At 63.2% G+C, this 13,793-nt stretch carries 13 protein-coding genes and 1 pseudogene; 3 read left to right on the top strand and 11 right to left on the bottom strand.

Going from position 1 to position 13,793, the window contains the following annotated elements; all coding sequences use genetic code 11:
• Positions 1–16 precede the first annotated feature (16 nt).
• Both AB5Y50_RS15160 and serB read right to left on the bottom strand, forming a co-directional pair.
• The gene (locus AB5Y50_RS15160; protein ID WP_049636478.1) at positions 17–922 is read right to left on the bottom strand and encodes an alpha/beta fold hydrolase; all 906 of its coding nucleotides are present in this window, start codon (positions 920–922) and stop codon (positions 17–19) included.
• Positions 923–950: 28 nt separating this feature from the next.
• Positions 951–1,955: a phosphoserine phosphatase SerB gene (gene serB, locus AB5Y50_RS15155; RefSeq protein WP_049636479.1), complete on the bottom strand. Its 1,005-nt coding sequence runs from the start codon at positions 1,953–1,955 to the stop codon at positions 951–953.
• A 193-nt stretch (positions 1,956–2,148) separates the two neighbouring features.
• Between serB and AB5Y50_RS15150 the strand changes: the two genes are divergently transcribed.
• Complete coding sequence (locus tag AB5Y50_RS15150; RefSeq protein ID WP_049636480.1) at positions 2,149–2,757, top strand: AhpA/YtjB family protein; 609 nt, start codon at positions 2,149–2,151, stop codon at positions 2,755–2,757.
• A gap of 66 nt (positions 2,758–2,823) precedes the next feature.
• Positions 2,824–5,070 (top strand): PAS domain S-box protein, encoded by a 2,247-nt coding sequence (locus AB5Y50_RS15145; RefSeq protein ID WP_049636481.1) that lies wholly within the window; start codon positions 2,824–2,826, stop codon positions 5,068–5,070.
• 64 nt (positions 5,071–5,134) lie between these two features.
• On the opposite strand, the gene deoD is transcribed toward AB5Y50_RS15145, so the two are convergent.
• The 7 genes from deoD to AB5Y50_RS15110 all read right to left on the bottom strand — a co-directional run bounded on the left by deoD (position 5,135) and on the right by AB5Y50_RS15110 (position 12,353).
• On the bottom strand, positions 5,135–5,851 hold the full coding sequence (gene deoD / locus AB5Y50_RS15140; protein WP_005341325.1) for a purine-nucleoside phosphorylase: 717 nt from the start codon (positions 5,849–5,851) through the stop codon (positions 5,135–5,137).
• Positions 5,852–5,984: 133 nt separating this feature from the next.
• Positions 5,985–7,193, bottom strand: a complete 1,209-nt coding sequence (locus AB5Y50_RS15135) for a phosphopentomutase (RefSeq protein ID WP_039039948.1) — start codon at positions 7,191–7,193, stop codon at positions 5,985–5,987.
• Positions 7,194–7,207: 14 nt separating this feature from the next.
• On the bottom strand, positions 7,208–8,539 hold the full coding sequence (gene deoA, locus AB5Y50_RS15130; RefSeq protein ID WP_223933191.1) for a thymidine phosphorylase: 1,332 nt from the start codon (positions 8,537–8,539) through the stop codon (positions 7,208–7,210).
• An 82-nt stretch (positions 8,540–8,621) separates the two neighbouring features.
• Complete coding sequence (deoC, locus tag AB5Y50_RS15125; RefSeq protein WP_039039946.1) at positions 8,622–9,395, bottom strand: deoxyribose-phosphate aldolase; 774 nt, start codon at positions 9,393–9,395, stop codon at positions 8,622–8,624.
• A 387-nt stretch (positions 9,396–9,782) separates the two neighbouring features.
• Positions 9,783–9,953 (bottom strand): XapX domain-containing protein, encoded by a 171-nt coding sequence (locus AB5Y50_RS15120; protein WP_010673027.1) that lies wholly within the window; start codon positions 9,951–9,953, stop codon positions 9,783–9,785.
• 123 nt (positions 9,954–10,076) lie between these two features.
• Complete coding sequence (locus AB5Y50_RS15115; RefSeq protein WP_010673026.1) at positions 10,077–11,351, bottom strand: NupC/NupG family nucleoside CNT transporter; 1,275 nt, start codon at positions 11,349–11,351, stop codon at positions 10,077–10,079.
• A 213-nt stretch (positions 11,352–11,564) separates the two neighbouring features.
• Positions 11,565–12,353, bottom strand: a complete 789-nt coding sequence (locus AB5Y50_RS15110; protein ID WP_042014940.1) for a TatD family hydrolase — start codon at positions 12,351–12,353, stop codon at positions 11,565–11,567.
• Between the two features lie 40 nt (positions 12,354–12,393).
• On the opposite strand from AB5Y50_RS15110, the pseudogene tppF reads away from it, so the two are divergent.
• A pseudogene (tppF, locus tag AB5Y50_RS15105) lies at positions 12,394–13,008 on the top strand (type IVa pilus pseudopilin TppF).
• On the opposite strand, the gene AB5Y50_RS15100 reads toward tppF, so the two are convergent.
• Complete coding sequence (locus AB5Y50_RS15100; RefSeq protein WP_223933189.1) at positions 12,977–13,147, bottom strand: DUF5363 domain-containing protein; 171 nt, start codon at positions 13,145–13,147, stop codon at positions 12,977–12,979. The pseudogene tppF and the gene AB5Y50_RS15100 sit on opposite strands and share 32 nt — an antisense overlap.
• An 83-nt stretch (positions 13,148–13,230) precedes the next feature.
• Positions 13,231–13,740: a GNAT family N-acetyltransferase gene (locus AB5Y50_RS15095; RefSeq protein WP_174722089.1), complete on the bottom strand. Its 510-nt coding sequence runs from the start codon at positions 13,738–13,740 to the stop codon at positions 13,231–13,233.
• Between the last annotated feature and the right edge of the window lie 53 nt (positions 13,741–13,793).

The following is a 13,793-nucleotide window of genomic DNA, read 5'->3' as shown; positions in this document are numbered from 1 at the left end:
CCCGTTTTTTTGTCTATCAGGCAGCCTGGGGGTTGCGCAGCCAGGCGAGGATATCGGGGAAGTGATCCTCCTGTGCCTGGGGCGCCGTCAGCATGTTGATGTGGTCGTAATCGAGCCGGTTGCCATTGTCCCGCCCAAGGCGGGTGTGGCGAGCGGCCGAGCCCATCTCGTCGCTGAAGCGGCGCACGTCGACGGGGTGGCCAAGGACCTTGTCCGCCTTGGCGGAGATCATCCAGAGCGGGGGCCAGTTGACCCGGCTCGCCGCCTCGTCATAGGCGAAGCCGTCAAAGGGGTCCAACCAGGGCCCACACTTGACCCAGGGGATGGTCTCCTGCAAGTAGCGCAGGGGCTCATCATCGGCCCCTATCTTCAACCGGCGGGCGGCCAGAAACCCCCGGCGGCGCGCCAGCCAGGGGGCGAGCCGGTTCCAGATCAGATCCACCTTCAACCAGCGCTCCGGGTTCTGCACCGAGACCCCCCGCTTGGTGCCGAAGAACACCAGGCTGGCAACCTGCTCCGCCAGTTCGGGGAAGCGCACCAGGGTCGAGGCCATGATGACGCCGCCCCAGGAGTGGGCCATCCAGTGCACCCGGGCACCGGCATGGCGGGCCGATACCCAGCGCTGCAGGGCGGGCAGATCCTCGGTGATCAGCTCATGCTGACCGTGGCCGCCCCGCTCGGCGATGGTCGGTGTGCTCAGACCCCGACCACGCAGATCCGCCACATAGACCTGATACCCGTGGCGAGCCAGAAAGCAGGCAAGCCCCTTGCCCGATTCGGTGTAGAAGATGCGGCCGTTCTCGATGGCCCCGTGCACCATCAGGATGGGGTCGGCATGCACCGCGACACCGGGCTGGATATGGCGCACATGGAGTCGATGCTCACCGCAGGGGACAAACAGGGATTGCTGTAACAGTTCCATCTCGTGATCGGCTCCTCCTTGAGCGGGATCAGCCCCAGCGTCGGTTGCGACAAGCCAGGGCGCCGAGCAGGCAGAGCACCCCTTCCAGATCGTGGTGATTGAGGGTCGCCGCCGCCTGGGCACGTACCAGGGGTTTGGCATGAATGGCAATGCCAAGCCCCGCCACCCCCATCATCTTGAGATCGTTGGCCCCATCGCCGACCGCGACCGTCTGGGATGCAACCACCCCGTACTCCGAGGCCAGCTGTTGCAGTGCCTCGGCCTTGGCGGCGGCATCGACGATGGGGCCGCTCACCTTGCCGATCAGCAAGCCCCCTTCTACCGCCAGCTCGTTGGCGAAAATGGCATCCAGACCCAGAGCACGCTGCAACTCGCCGGCAAAGCGGGTGAAGCCACCGGAGGCGATCGCCACCTTCCAGCCAGCCTGCTTGAGGGTATCGACCATGAGTGGCAGGCCCGGCATCCAGGGCATGTCGGCCGCCACCTCGTCGAGGATGGTGACCGGCGCCCCTTCCAGCAGCGCCACCCGGGCACGCAGACTGTCGGCAAACTCCAGCTTGCCCTGCATGGCTGCCGCGGTAACGGCCGCCACTTGCTCACCGACCCCGGCCAGCCGCGCGATTTCGTCGATGCACTCTATCCTGATCGCGGTGGAATCCATGTCCATCACCAGCAGACCGGGCTCACTCAGGGTAGGCAGGGCGGCCAGATGACACAGGTCGATGTCCCACTCCTGGGCTTTGAGCGCCTGCACCAGCTCGGGGGAGAAGCGGTTGGTGCCAAGCAGCAGCAGTGGAATACCGGCCTGCTCCCCTGCGGGATAGAGGCTGGCCTCGAGCCCCAGGGCATCCAGCTGCTGGGCCAGGCGGGCCAGATGACCGGCCTCCAGCCCCTTGCCAAACAGGACAATCCAGGCGCTGTCGTGGGCGTTGGCCGCGGGCAGCAGGGCTTCGTTGGTGAGCTGCCAGCAGGGGGCACAGCTCAGGGCCCCGGACCAGTCGTGCAGGGAGCGGGGAAGTTGGGACAACAACATAAGAGAGACGCCTTCCTTGGAAATCATGGGGTTCATCATGCGGGCCCAGAGTAGCGTATTGCTTTTTGTACAGGCAAGCGCCAAGATCCCGCCTGCGGTGCGGGCAGACATGGAAACAGACCACCCTGTTTCCCGCTTCGCGGCACCGGGGCACCAGCCAGCCCCGCTCATCCATTACCAGAGGCCCGGTTCTGTGCGTCATCTTCCCATCAAACGTGTTGTCAGCCTGGCGGCGGGAGTCCTGCTCGGTCTCTGGGTGCTGGTGCTGCTCATCCACATGCAGGGAGAGAGCCAGGCCGCCCTGCACGCGGCGGCACGGGACAGGGCACAGGCGCTGGTCGCCTATGCCGCCCGGGACATGCGCCGCTGGATCAAGGAGGACAAGGAGAGCGAACTGGAGAGACTGGCGCAGGATCTGGCCGTCGAGCCTGACATTCTGGATGTCACCCTCTATGACGCCCGCGGCATTCCCCTCGCCCAGTCGGACAACGCCCTGCCGCTGGACAGTCTGCTGCCCATCGGCAGCGACAACAAATCCCTGCCGGAGCAGGGCAAGGGGCGCATCCAGTTCGTCCAGGAGATCCAGGACGGAAACCTGACCCTGGGCTATCTGAGGATCACCCTGGAAGAGCAGAAACTGCTGGCCGCACAAGATACCCATCTCAAGGTCAACCAGGAGAAACAGCGCCTGATGCTGCTGGTGATGCTGCTGGCCGGCCTGCTCATCTCCTACGGGGTGCGTCGCAACTACATGCGGGTGCGCAAGCACAAGAAACAGAGCAAACCCGCCGCTCCGCAATAAGCGGGGGGTGGATCCCATCCCCCGGCTTGTATATAACACTGGCAAGATCACTGGCAGGAGAGCCACATGATTGCCCCCCCCTTGCCGCGGGATGAACACAGTCGACTGGAACGACTGCGCATCCTCGGCCTGCTCGACCACGAGCCCATCGATCAGCTTGATCGCCTCACCCGGCTCATCACCCGGCATTTCGCACTCCCCATCGCCATGGTCTCCCTGACCGACGTGAACAGGCAGTGGTTTCTCGCCCGCACCGGGGTCGATATGTGCGAGATCAACCGGGAACACTCCTTCTGCGGTCATGCCATTTTGCGCCCCGACATCATGCAGGTACCGGATGCCAGACGGGATCTCCGCTTTGCCGACAATCCGCTGGTGACCGATGATCCCGGCGTGGTCTTCTACGCCGGCCGCCCCCTGCGCGCCCTCGATGGCGTGGTGCTCGGCACCCTCTGCCTGGTGGACCATGTGCCGCGCCATCTCGACGAAGATGCCTGCCGGGATCTCGACGACTTCGGCCGCCTGGTGGAGAACACCCTGCACGATCTGGAGCGGCGCCACCAGGTGCGCACCCTCAATCAGGTGCTGGAAGACAAGGAGCATCTCTTCACCCTCACCTTCAACCAGTCGTCGGTGGGCATGGCCCTCTCCTCCCTCGAAGGCAAGTGGCTGCGGGCCAACCCGGGGCTGGAGCGGCTGCTCGGTTACAGCGAGCATGAGATGCTGAGCCGGACCTGGCTCGCCATGACCCATCCCGAAGATCTGCAACGGGAGCAGCCCCTGTTCGATGCCCTGATCGCGGGGCAACGGCAGGATTACCGGCTGGAGAAGCGGATGATCCGGGCCGATGGCACCCAGTGCTGGGTCCAGCTCAGCGTGACCCTCTGCCAGAGCCGCACCATGGCCCCCCACATGATCGCCGTGTTTGCCGACCTCACCGAGCGCAAACAGGCCGAGGCCGAACTCGTGCGGCTGCAGCAAGGGCTCGAGCAGCAGGTGCAGTCACGGACCCGGGAGCTCTCCCGCACGGTGGAACAGCTGCATCAGGAGATGCGCGAGCGCGGCGCCATGCAGCAGCAGCTGTGGCAGGAGCAGCGCCGCCTGCAGCACATGCTGGAGCACACCAGCAATGCCTTCCTCGAGCTCGATGCCAATTTCATCATCACAGGCTGGAACCCGGCCTCCACCACCCTGCTCGGCTGGCACGCCGACGAGATGCTGGGCCGTCCCCTCTTCGGGCTGCTCGGCGCCGAGCATCCCCTGCTGAGCCTGTCAGGCAACCCGCAGAGTCCGCCACGGCGGCTGGAGTGCGACATCATCACCCGCACAGGCCGGCACATCCCGGTCGAGGTGATTGCCGAGCGTTACCAGTTCGACGGCAAGGTGCGCATCGCCCTGTTTTTGCACGACATCACGGCCCGCCGCCAGGTGCTCGCGGAGATCGAGCGTGGCCGTGCCCGACTGCGGGCCATCACCGATGGCCTGCCGGTCACCATCAGCATGGTGTCGCCCGAGGGGCGTTACCTGTTCGCCAACCAGGCCTATTGCCGCTACTTCGGGCTCGATACCGAACAGATGCGGGAAATGAGCGTGCGGGACGTCATCGGCGAGGAGGCCCACGGCAGGGCCATGGCCTATGTGGCAAAGGCCCTCGCCGGTGAGCAGGTGAGTTTCGAGCACCGTTTCGATCTCCCCATAGGCCGACGCGACCTCAGGATCACCATGATCCCGAGCCGGGGCGACGAGCCCGGGGTCTACATCCTCGGCAGCGACATCACCAAGTTCAAGGCGCTGCAAAGCCAGCTGGAACACGAGGCGGCTCACGACCCCCTCACCGGCCTGCCCAACCGGCGCGCCTTCACCCTGCGCCTCTCCCGGGAGCTGGAGCGGGTGCGTCAGAATGCCGAACCCCTGGGCCTGCTGTTCCTCGATCTCGACGGCTTCAAGGGGATCAACGACAGGCTGGGACACCACGTCGGCGATGCTCTGTTGCAACGCTTCGCCCAGGTGCTGAGTGCCGAGGTGCGCCCGGGGGACATGGTGGCGCGCCTGGCCGGCGACGAGTTCACCATCATACTGCCCGCCTTGCGCCAGCCGGAACTGGAGCTGCCCGCCCTGTGCGAGCGGCTGCTGGCGGCCATGGCGGTTCCTGGAGACGTGGCCGGTCATCGGCTGCCCCTTGCCGGCAGCATAGGGGGCGCCCTCTGCCACTCGGGCCAGTATTGTCACATCGATGATCTGCTGCACCGGGCCGATGCCGCCATGTACCAGGCCAAGCAGTCGGGCAAGGGGCGCTTCGCCCTCGATCTCTGACCGTGCTTCGCAAAAATGCAAAACGGCGGCCCGAGGGCCGCCGTTTTTTTATGCGCGAGGGGGATCAGTTGTCACCCAGCAGGACGGAGTCCAGCGCGATTTCGATCATGTCGTTGAAGGTCAGCTGACGCTCTTCGGAGGTGGTCTGCTCACCAGTACGGATATGGTCGGAGACGGTGCAGATGGTCAGCGCCTTGGCACCGTACTCGGCGGCCACGCCATAGATACCGGCGGCTTCCATCTCGACACCCAGGATGCCGTATTTTTCCATGACGTCGAACATGGAGGGGTCCGGGGTGTAGAATAGATCGGCGGAGAAGATGTTGCCCACGCGCACGGCCACGCCCTTGTTCTTGGCGGCCTGAACGGCATTGGCCACCAGGTCGAAGTCGGCGATGGCGGCGAAGTCGTGGTCCTTGAAGCGCAGACGGTTCACTTTGGAGTCGGTGCAGGCTCCCATGCCGATCACCACGTCACGCAGTTTCACGTCTTCACGCACGGCACCGCAGGAGCCCACGCGGATCAGGGTCTTCACGCCGTAGTCGGTGATCAGCTCTTTTGCGTAGATGGAGCAGGACGGGATGCCCATGCCGTGACCCATGACGGAGATGCGACGACCCTTGTAGGTGCCGGTGAAACCGAACATGTTGCGCACGTCGCACACCTGCTCGACGTTCTCCAGGAAGGTTTCGGCGATGTACTTGGCACGCAGGGGGTCGCCCGGCATCAGCACGGTATCAGCAAAGGCGCCATCTTTCGCATTGATATGAGGAGTTGCCATTCTCTTTATTCCTTCACACTAGGTTGAGTTTTATTGTCTTTATGGATTGTCCGCTGCCTGCGCGGCGGCGGTACATTACAGGAAACCAGGGCCCTGTGGCACCCCGGGCAGGCGAACCGGCCCGGGGTCACCATCACAGGAAGCTGGTACCGTATTGCAGCTTGGGCAGGCCGTGGTAGGCCGCGATGCTCTGGCCGATGTCGGCGAAGGTCTCGCGACGACCGACGGAGCCCGCCTTGACCGGCTTGCCGTAGAACAGTACCGGAATGTATTCGCGGGTGTGGTCGGTACCGCTCCAGGTCGGGTCACAGCCGTGGTCGGCGGTCAGCACCACCACGTCGCCATCCTGCAGCAGGTCGAACAGCTCCGGCAGGCGGGAGTCGAAGTACTCCAGCGCATCGGCGTAGCCCTTGACGTCACGGCGGTGACCGTAGGAGGAGTCGAAGTCCACGAAGTTGGTGAAGACGATTGTCTGGTCACCGGCCGCTTTCACCTCTTCCAGAGTCCTGTCCCACAGCTCGGTCAGACCGGTCCCCTTCACCTGCTTGGTGATGCCCTGCTGGGCATAGATGTCGGCGATCTTGCCGATGGAGACCACCTGGCCACCCGCTTCCTTCATGTAGTCCAGCACGGTCGGCGCCGGCGGCAGCACGGAGTAGTCGTGGCGGTTGCCGGTGCGCTTGAAATTGCCCTTGCCGCTGCCCACGAACGGACGCGCGATGACGCGGCCGATGTTGTAGGGCTCCAGCAGCTCGCGCACGATGTGGCACAGCTCATAGAGCTTCTCGAGGCCATAGGTCTCTTCGTGGCAGGCGATCTGGAACACGGAGTCAGCAGAGGTGTAGAGGATCGGCTTGCCGGTGCGCATGTGCTCTTCGCCCAGATCGTCCAGCACCTGGGTGCCGGAGGCGTGGCAGTTGCCCAGATACCCGGGCAGACCGGCCTTCTCGACGATGGCATCCAGCAGCTCCTGCGGGAAGCTGTTGTGATGGTCGTGGAAATAACCCCACTCGAACAAGACGGGCACGCCGGCAATCTCCCAGTGACCGGACGGGGTGTCCTTGCCGGAGGAGAGCTCCTGGGCAAAGCCGTAGGCACCGATCACCTCGACATCCTTGTTCAGTCCGGCCGGGAAGGTGCCGCTGGCGAGTTCGCCCGCGTGGCCCAGACCCAGCTTGCTGAGGTTTGGCAGGTTGAGAGCGCCACGGCCCTCGATCTCACCGGCGGCGCACGCCTTGGCGATATGGCCAAGGGTATTGGCACCCACGTCGCCGAACTTGTCGGCATCGGCGGCAGCACCAATACCGAAAGAGTCCATCATCAGAATAAAGGTACGTTTCATGGGACTTCCCCTTGTTACAAATCAGCCAGACCGATGCGACGGTAAACCTCGGGCAGCGCCTCTGGTCGGGTGTCGCCGATCTTCACGGCAGCCTGCACCATGCGGGCAGCCTCGGCAAATTGAGCTTCTGTCTGAGCGTGGATCAGAGCGAGCGGCTTGTCAGCATCGACGCTCTGACCCAGGCGGATAAAGTCGGTCAGACCGACCGCATAATCGAGTTTGTCGGCGGCGGCGCGGCGACCGCCCCCCATGGCGACCACCGCCAGGCCCAGTTCACGGGTATCCATCGCGGTGACGAATCCGCTGTGGGCCGCGTAGACGGGGCGCACGATGGCGGCTTTGGGCAGGTAGGCGTCGTAGCGCTCCATGAAGTCGGCGGGACCGCCGAGGCCGGTCACCATGCGCCCGAAGATCTCGGCTGCCTTGCCGTTGTCGAGCACCGCCTGCAGCTTGGTGCGGGCATCGCCGTCATCGCAGGCAAGACCGGCGGAGATCAGCATCTCGGCGCACAGGGCCATGGTCACTTCGTGGATGCGCGGGTTGCGATACTCACCGGTCAGATAGCGCACCGCTTCGCGCACTTCCACGGCGTTGCCGGCGCTGGAGGCCAGCACCTGGTTCATGTCGGTCAGGAGTGCTGAAGTACGGCAGCCGGCACCGTTGGCCACGGCGACGATGCTCTTGGCCAGCTCTTCAGAGGCTTCAAAGGTCGGCATGAAGGCGCCGGAGCCCACCTTCACATCCATCACCAGGGCTTCGAGACCGGAGGCAAGCTTCTTGGAGAGGATGGAGCCGGTGATCATGGCAATGGACTCGACGGTGGCGGTGATATCCCGTACTGCATAGATACGCTTGTCCGCCGGGGCGAGATCGCCGGTCTGGCCGATGATGGCGACACCCGCCTCTTTCACCACTTTCAGGAAGCGGTCGTTGTCGACCGAGGTCCGGTAGCCTGGGATGGCATCCAGCTTGTCGAGGGTACCGCCGGTGTGGCCGAGACCCCGGCCGGAGATCATCGGCACGAAACCGCCGCACGCAGCGACCATGGGGCCAAGCATCAGGGAGACGACGTCACCCACACCGCCGGTGGAGTGCTTGTCGACGATGGGGCCGCCCAGGTTGAGGTGGTCCCAGGTCAATACCATGCCGGAGTCGCGCATGGCGCAGGTCAGGGCGACCCGCTCATCCATGGTCATGTCCTTGAAGTAGACCGCCATGGCCAGGGCCGCAATCTGCCCCTCGCCGATGGTGTTGTTGGTTATGCCCTGGACGAAGAATTGAATCTCTTGGGTACTGAGCGCTTCACCGTTGCGCTTCTTGCGAATAATTTCTTGAGGCAAAAACATCTTTCATTCCCTCCGTGCATCACGCACGAACACAGACCGAACCAGACCCGGAAGGGGGCGGCGCACCGCCCCCTGCCACCGCTTAGTAACCGCTGGTATTGGCAGGCTTGTCGCCATGCCCCAGGGTCGCCAGCAGGCTGGCCAGCAGGCTGGAGGCGCCGAAGCGGAAGGTGCGGGCGGATACCCAGTCCTTGCCCAGGATCTCTTCGGCCATGGCCAGGTACTGACCCGCCACGGCGGCGTCTTTCACGCCACCGGCCGGCTTGAAGCCCACTTTCGGGTTCTTGGCCTTGATCACTTCCATCATGATGCGGGCCGCTTCAGGGGTCGCGTTCACCGGCACCTTGCCGGTGGAGGTCTTGATGAAATCGGCACCGGCGTCGATGGAGATCTCGGAGGCGCGACGGATCAGCGCCTCTTCCTTCAACTCGCCGGTCTCGATGATCACTTTCAGCAGTACCTTGGCGCCGCAGGCTTCCTTACATGCTTTGACCAGATCGAAGCCGACCTGTTCATTGCCGGCCATGAAGGCGCGGTACGGGAAGACCACGTCCACCTCGTCGGCACCGTAGGCCACGGCGGCACGGGTCTCGGCCACGGCGATCTCGATGTCGTCGTTGCCGTGGGGGAAGTTGGTCACGGTCGCGATGCGCACGTCGGCGGCGCCGATGTCACGCAGGGTCTTGCGCGCGATGGGGATGAAACGGGGGTAGATGCAGACGGCGGCGGTCAGGCCGGCCGGAGACTTGGCCTTGTGGCACAGGTCGATCACCTTCTGATCGGTGTCGTCATCGTTCAGGGTGGTCAGGTCCATCAGGTTCAGGGCGCGTTGGGCGGCCACTTTCAGATCAGTCATGCTATGTCTCCAAAGTCTTGTTAAGCCCCATCACCCGCGATCGGCTTCACCGAACACCAAGGGTCGGCAGAGACGTTCCCGGAGCAACGGGATATGGAATTGCAGCGCAAATGCACAGGCAATACGGCTGCAAATAAGGCAAGAGCCCTGTCACTTTCTTACAAAAGTGCGGACTTGGTTCCATGAAGACTTGAGAAAGGCCGACTACGCAGACCCGACTTCCCAATCAATTCCATTTGACCGCCAACACCCGGATTAACCGGGCATTAGTCAATGCCAGCACCCTGCTGGCATCGCCTATTTCAGCCGAGATACCCCGTGTTTGCAAGCCGGATTTGCCAATTTCAGAGGTACCTCACACCCGGCAAATCCAGCGCTGGAAGGCGCTTAAGAGAAGAAGCGGGTCAGGATCCAGGAGTAGGCAATGCCCCCCAGATAGACCCCCACGATCCCCATGACACCGGAGAGGACGGGCGGCGCCGGTATCGGCAACTTGAGGAAAGAAAACAACACCCCAACGATAAAGCCGGCCGCCATTGCCAGTAGCACTTCATTCATAGAACCTCCGATTTGACTCACTTTATTATTAGTCTTGACAGGAAAACGGTTGTCACCACCCCAAACGAGAACGCCACAGCAAATCGCTGTGGCGTTCGTCTTTATCCTGTCAGTCAGGCGATGTTACATGCCGGACAGCGCCAGGAAGAAGCCTGCGATGGTCGCAGACATCAGGTTGGACAGGGAACCTGCCAGCACGGCCTTCAGACCGAACTTGGCGATGGTGCCGCGACGGTTCGGTGCCATGGAGCCCAGACCACCCAGCAGGATGGCGACGGAGGACAGGTTGGCGAAGCCGCACAGGGCGAAGGAGATGATCGCCTTGGTGTGCTCGGACATGGCCACACCGTTGATCAGCACTTCATCCTTCAGGTAGGGAGCGAAGTTCAGGTAGGCCACGAACTCGTTGACCACCAGCTTCTGACCGATGAAGGAACCGGCCACGACCGCTTCGCTCCAGGGCACGCCGATCAGGAAGGCCAGCGGGGAGAACAGCCAGCCCAGCAGCAGCTCCAGGGAGAGTTGCGGGTAACCGAACCAGCCGCCCACACCGGAGAAGATGCCGTTGATCATGGCGATGAGGCCGATGAAGGCCAGCAGCATGGCACCCACGTTCAGGGCCAGTTGCAGACCGGCGGAGGCACCGGCGGCAGCGGCGTCGATCACGTTGGCCGGCTTGTCGTCCAGCTCACCTTCTGCGGTGTTCTCGTCGTAGCTCGGGGTCTCGGTTTCCGGTACCAGCAGCTTGGCGAACAGCAGACCACCCGGGGCAGCCATGAAGGAGGCGGCGATCAGGTATTCCATCTTGACACCCATGGAGGCGTAACCGGCCAGCACGGAGCCGGCAACGGAAGCCAGACCACCACACATGACGGCAAACAGCTCTGAGTCGGTCATCTTGGAGATGAAGGGACGTACCACCAGCGGGGCTTCGGTCTGACCGACGAAGATGTTGGCAGTGGCGGAGAGGGATTCGGTACGGGAGGTGCCCAGCACCTTCTGCAGACCGCCGCCCAGCAGCTTGATCACCCACTGCATGATGCCGAGGTAGTAGAGTACCGCGATCAGGGAAGAGAAGAAGATGATGACGGGCAGGACGCGGAAGGCGAAGACGAAGCCACCGCCACCGAACACTTCGAACATCTTGTTGCCAACCAGACCACCGAACAGGAATTCGATGCCGTTCTGGCCATAACCGATGACGCTGGAGACGGCGTCGGACACGCCCACCAGGATGTCACGACCGACCGGCACGTAGAGCACGAAGGCCCCCAGACCGGCCTGGATGGCAAAGGCGCCACCTACGGTACGAATTTTGATTGCCTTGCGGTTGCTGGAGAACAGCACCGCAATAAGGATGAGCGTCGCCATCCCTACCAGACCCATTATCAGATTCATTATTAACACTTCCTCTTTAGTAGCACCTGCCAGCTTGTTAACGATTTGTGTATTGAAGCCGCTAATCAAGGGTGCGCATTATACTAATTACGGTGCGACAAAATAGAATACTGGTCACATTTTATAAGCCACAAACGGCCTGAACATCGTTTAATTAGACCGCAAACGATTTTTATGGGCCCTGTTTTTTATCACTCGGTCATCATTTGATAATCAAATGTTAATTTCATGATTTCCTGGAGGGAACAGCCGCCGGGTGGAGTCATGTAACACCGAAATAACATCCTCCAGCGGTTGCTGCCGCAATTGTGCCAACAAGCGGGCTATGGTCGGCAGGCTGGCCGGCGTGTTCACCTCCCCCTGCTGGCCCTGCAGCGGCATGTCGGGAGCGTCGGTTTCCAGCAGCAAGGCCTCCAGCGGCATCTGGCGTATCGCCTCCCGGGTCTTGTTGGCCCGCTCATAGCTGATGACCCCCCCGATCCCCAGCCTGAAACCCAGTTGCCAGAACACCTCCGCCTGATGCAGGGAGCCGCTGAAGGCGTGAATGACCCCCCCTTGTGGCGGAGTGAAGCGCCGCAGGATCTTGGCGACCGTGTCGTTGGCACGCACCGAGTGGACGATGAGGGGCAGCGCATGCGCCATGGCCAGCCGCACCTGCGCCTCGAACATCTCGACCTGCCCCTCCTGCGGCACATGGGAGCGCAGATCCAGCCCGCACTCCCCCACGGCCACCAGCCCACGGGGCCGACTCGCCAGCAGGGTCTCCAGCCGGGTCAGTGCATCCCGGGGCTGCTTGCCCACATACCAGGGATGGATCCCCAGGCCATAGCGGATGTCGTCGTGGCGCTCGGCCAGCGCCATCACCCGCCCCCAGTTTTCCTCTCCCACGGCGGGGATGATATACTCGCCCACCCCCAGCTGGCGCCACCGGGTCAGCAGCGCCTCCCTATCGGCGTCAAAGACCGGAAAATCGAGGTGGCAGTGGGTGTCTATCAATTCCATGTCGCGCTTACCTGTCTGTCGTACTCAATGGGTTCATTCCATGCCAACACACGTTTCCCGAGGCTTTACCCTGATAGAACTGGTGCTGGTCATCATCGTGCTGGGGATCCTGGCCGTGACCGCCCTGCCCCGCTTCATCAACATCCAGGACGACGGGCTCAAGAGCAGCGTCTCGGCCACGGCGGGCAGCTTTGCCAGTGCCGCCCGGCTCGCCCACGCCGGTTGGGCGGTCAAGGTAAAGGGGGAGCCCCTGGCACTCTACAACTTTAGCGGCATGGGCAGGCAGGATCTCGACATCAACAGCCATGGCTGGCCGGTGGGCACCAAGGAGGACTAGGGAGGTCAGGGGCCCGATACCGTCTTCCCCGGTGGCGACAGCGATCAGATCTCCGTCAGCAGCCGGGACGACTGCGAGAGCCTGTTTGGCGCCCTGCTCGATACCGATCTGACGGTGGCCGATGAGTTGCACCAGGATTCAGACAGTGACTACATCTCCCGGCTCATCCCGGCAGACGCTCAGGCTGACGGCGCCCTTCGTCACGACAACTGCCGCTATACCCTGCGCAGCTCCGTGGGCCGCTTCCCGGCATACCCCGACGGGCTCTCGTTCGACTACAACAGCGTCACTGGCGCCGTGACCCGCCAGTTCCAGTGAAGTCGTCGCCCTTGTCCGGGCGCTTCTCCTCTTCATCATGGCGTACCGGCGCGCAGCAGCGCCGGTTCTCCGGTGTGAGTCCCCACTCCTGGCACCAGGCATCGTAGCGAGCCAGCCAACGCAGCAATATCCCCTTCATGGGCGCCTCCTTGTCTCTATTATTCTCCCGATACAGCCTGCCTCAATCGCGCGCGCCGAACCAGCCTCTCGGGGCCAGCGGCGTCATGGCCTGTCCAGCGGCAGCAGCAGCCCCATGGCAATCTCGTCCACATAGCCCTCGTCCAGCCGATAGGCCTGCCGTCTCACCCCTTCCTCCACGAACCCGCACTTGCGATACAAGGCGTGGGCCACCTCGTTGTGGGCCATCACTCCCAGCTCCAGCCGGTGGATACCGAGATCCCTCGCGGTCGCGATCAGGGTACGCAGCAACCGTTCCCCCCATCCCTGCCCGCGCGCCCCCGAACGCAGTCCCATCACCACCAGGGCGCAGTGGCGGTTGCGTGCCAGGCCGCCACCAAGGAGCGCGGCAAACCCTTGCACCTCCCCCGCCAGCTCCAGCAGCCACATGGCCTGATTGGGAGCCGCGGCCATGGCCTCGAGCCGCCTGCGCTGCCCCTCGATGTCCGAGGGGCGCTCTCCCGCTTCATACAGCATGAAGCGGGTCTCCCTGTCCAGTTGCCCGAAGAAGCGATCCAGCACCGCCGCATCCTCCACCCCTGCCATACGAATCATCACGCCGACCTCCCTGCCTGGTGGCTCTGCCGACCACGACCATAAAAAAAACG

It is taken from the genome of Aeromonas sp. s6 (assembly GCF_040907815.1).
GTDB classification, from domain to species: Bacteria; Pseudomonadota; Gammaproteobacteria; order Enterobacterales; family Aeromonadaceae; genus Aeromonas; species Aeromonas caviae.
This window is presented reverse-complemented; position numbering and strand designations above follow the sequence as displayed.

Coding starts and splice junctions, on each gene's coding strand:
- AB5Y50_RS15160 (WP_049636478.1), bottom strand. CDS start 922: ATGGAACTGTTACAGCAATCCCTGTTTGTCCCCTGCGGTGAGCATCGA.
- serB (WP_049636479.1), bottom strand. CDS start 1,955: ATGTTGTTGTCCCAACTTCCCCGCTCCCTGCACGACTGGTCCGGGGCC.
- AB5Y50_RS15145 (WP_049636481.1), top strand. CDS start 2,824: ATGATTGCCCCCCCCTTGCCGCGGGATGAACACAGTCGACTGGAACGA.
- deoD (WP_005341325.1), bottom strand. CDS start 5,851: ATGGCAACTCCTCATATCAATGCGAAAGATGGCGCCTTTGCTGATACC.
- AB5Y50_RS15135 (WP_039039948.1), bottom strand. CDS start 7,193: ATGAAACGTACCTTTATTCTGATGATGGACTCTTTCGGTATTGGTGCT.
- deoA (WP_223933191.1), bottom strand. CDS start 8,539: ATGTTTTTGCCTCAAGAAATTATTCGCAAGAAGCGCAACGGTGAAGCG.
- deoC (WP_039039946.1), bottom strand. CDS start 9,395: ATGACTGATCTGAAAGTGGCCGCCCAACGCGCCCTGAACCTGATGGAC.
- AB5Y50_RS15120 (WP_010673027.1), bottom strand. CDS start 9,953: ATGAATGAAGTGCTACTGGCAATGGCGGCCGGCTTTATCGTTGGGGTG.
- AB5Y50_RS15115 (WP_010673026.1), bottom strand. CDS start 11,351: ATGAATCTGATAATGGGTCTGGTAGGGATGGCGACGCTCATCCTTATT.
- AB5Y50_RS15110 (WP_042014940.1), bottom strand. CDS start 12,353: ATGGAATTGATAGACACCCACTGCCACCTCGATTTTCCGGTCTTTGAC.
- AB5Y50_RS15100 (WP_223933189.1), bottom strand. CDS start 13,147: ATGAAGGGGATATTGCTGCGTTGGCTGGCTCGCTACGATGCCTGGTGC.
- AB5Y50_RS15095 (WP_174722089.1), bottom strand. CDS start 13,740: ATGATTCGTATGGCAGGGGTGGAGGATGCGGCGGTGCTGGATCGCTTC.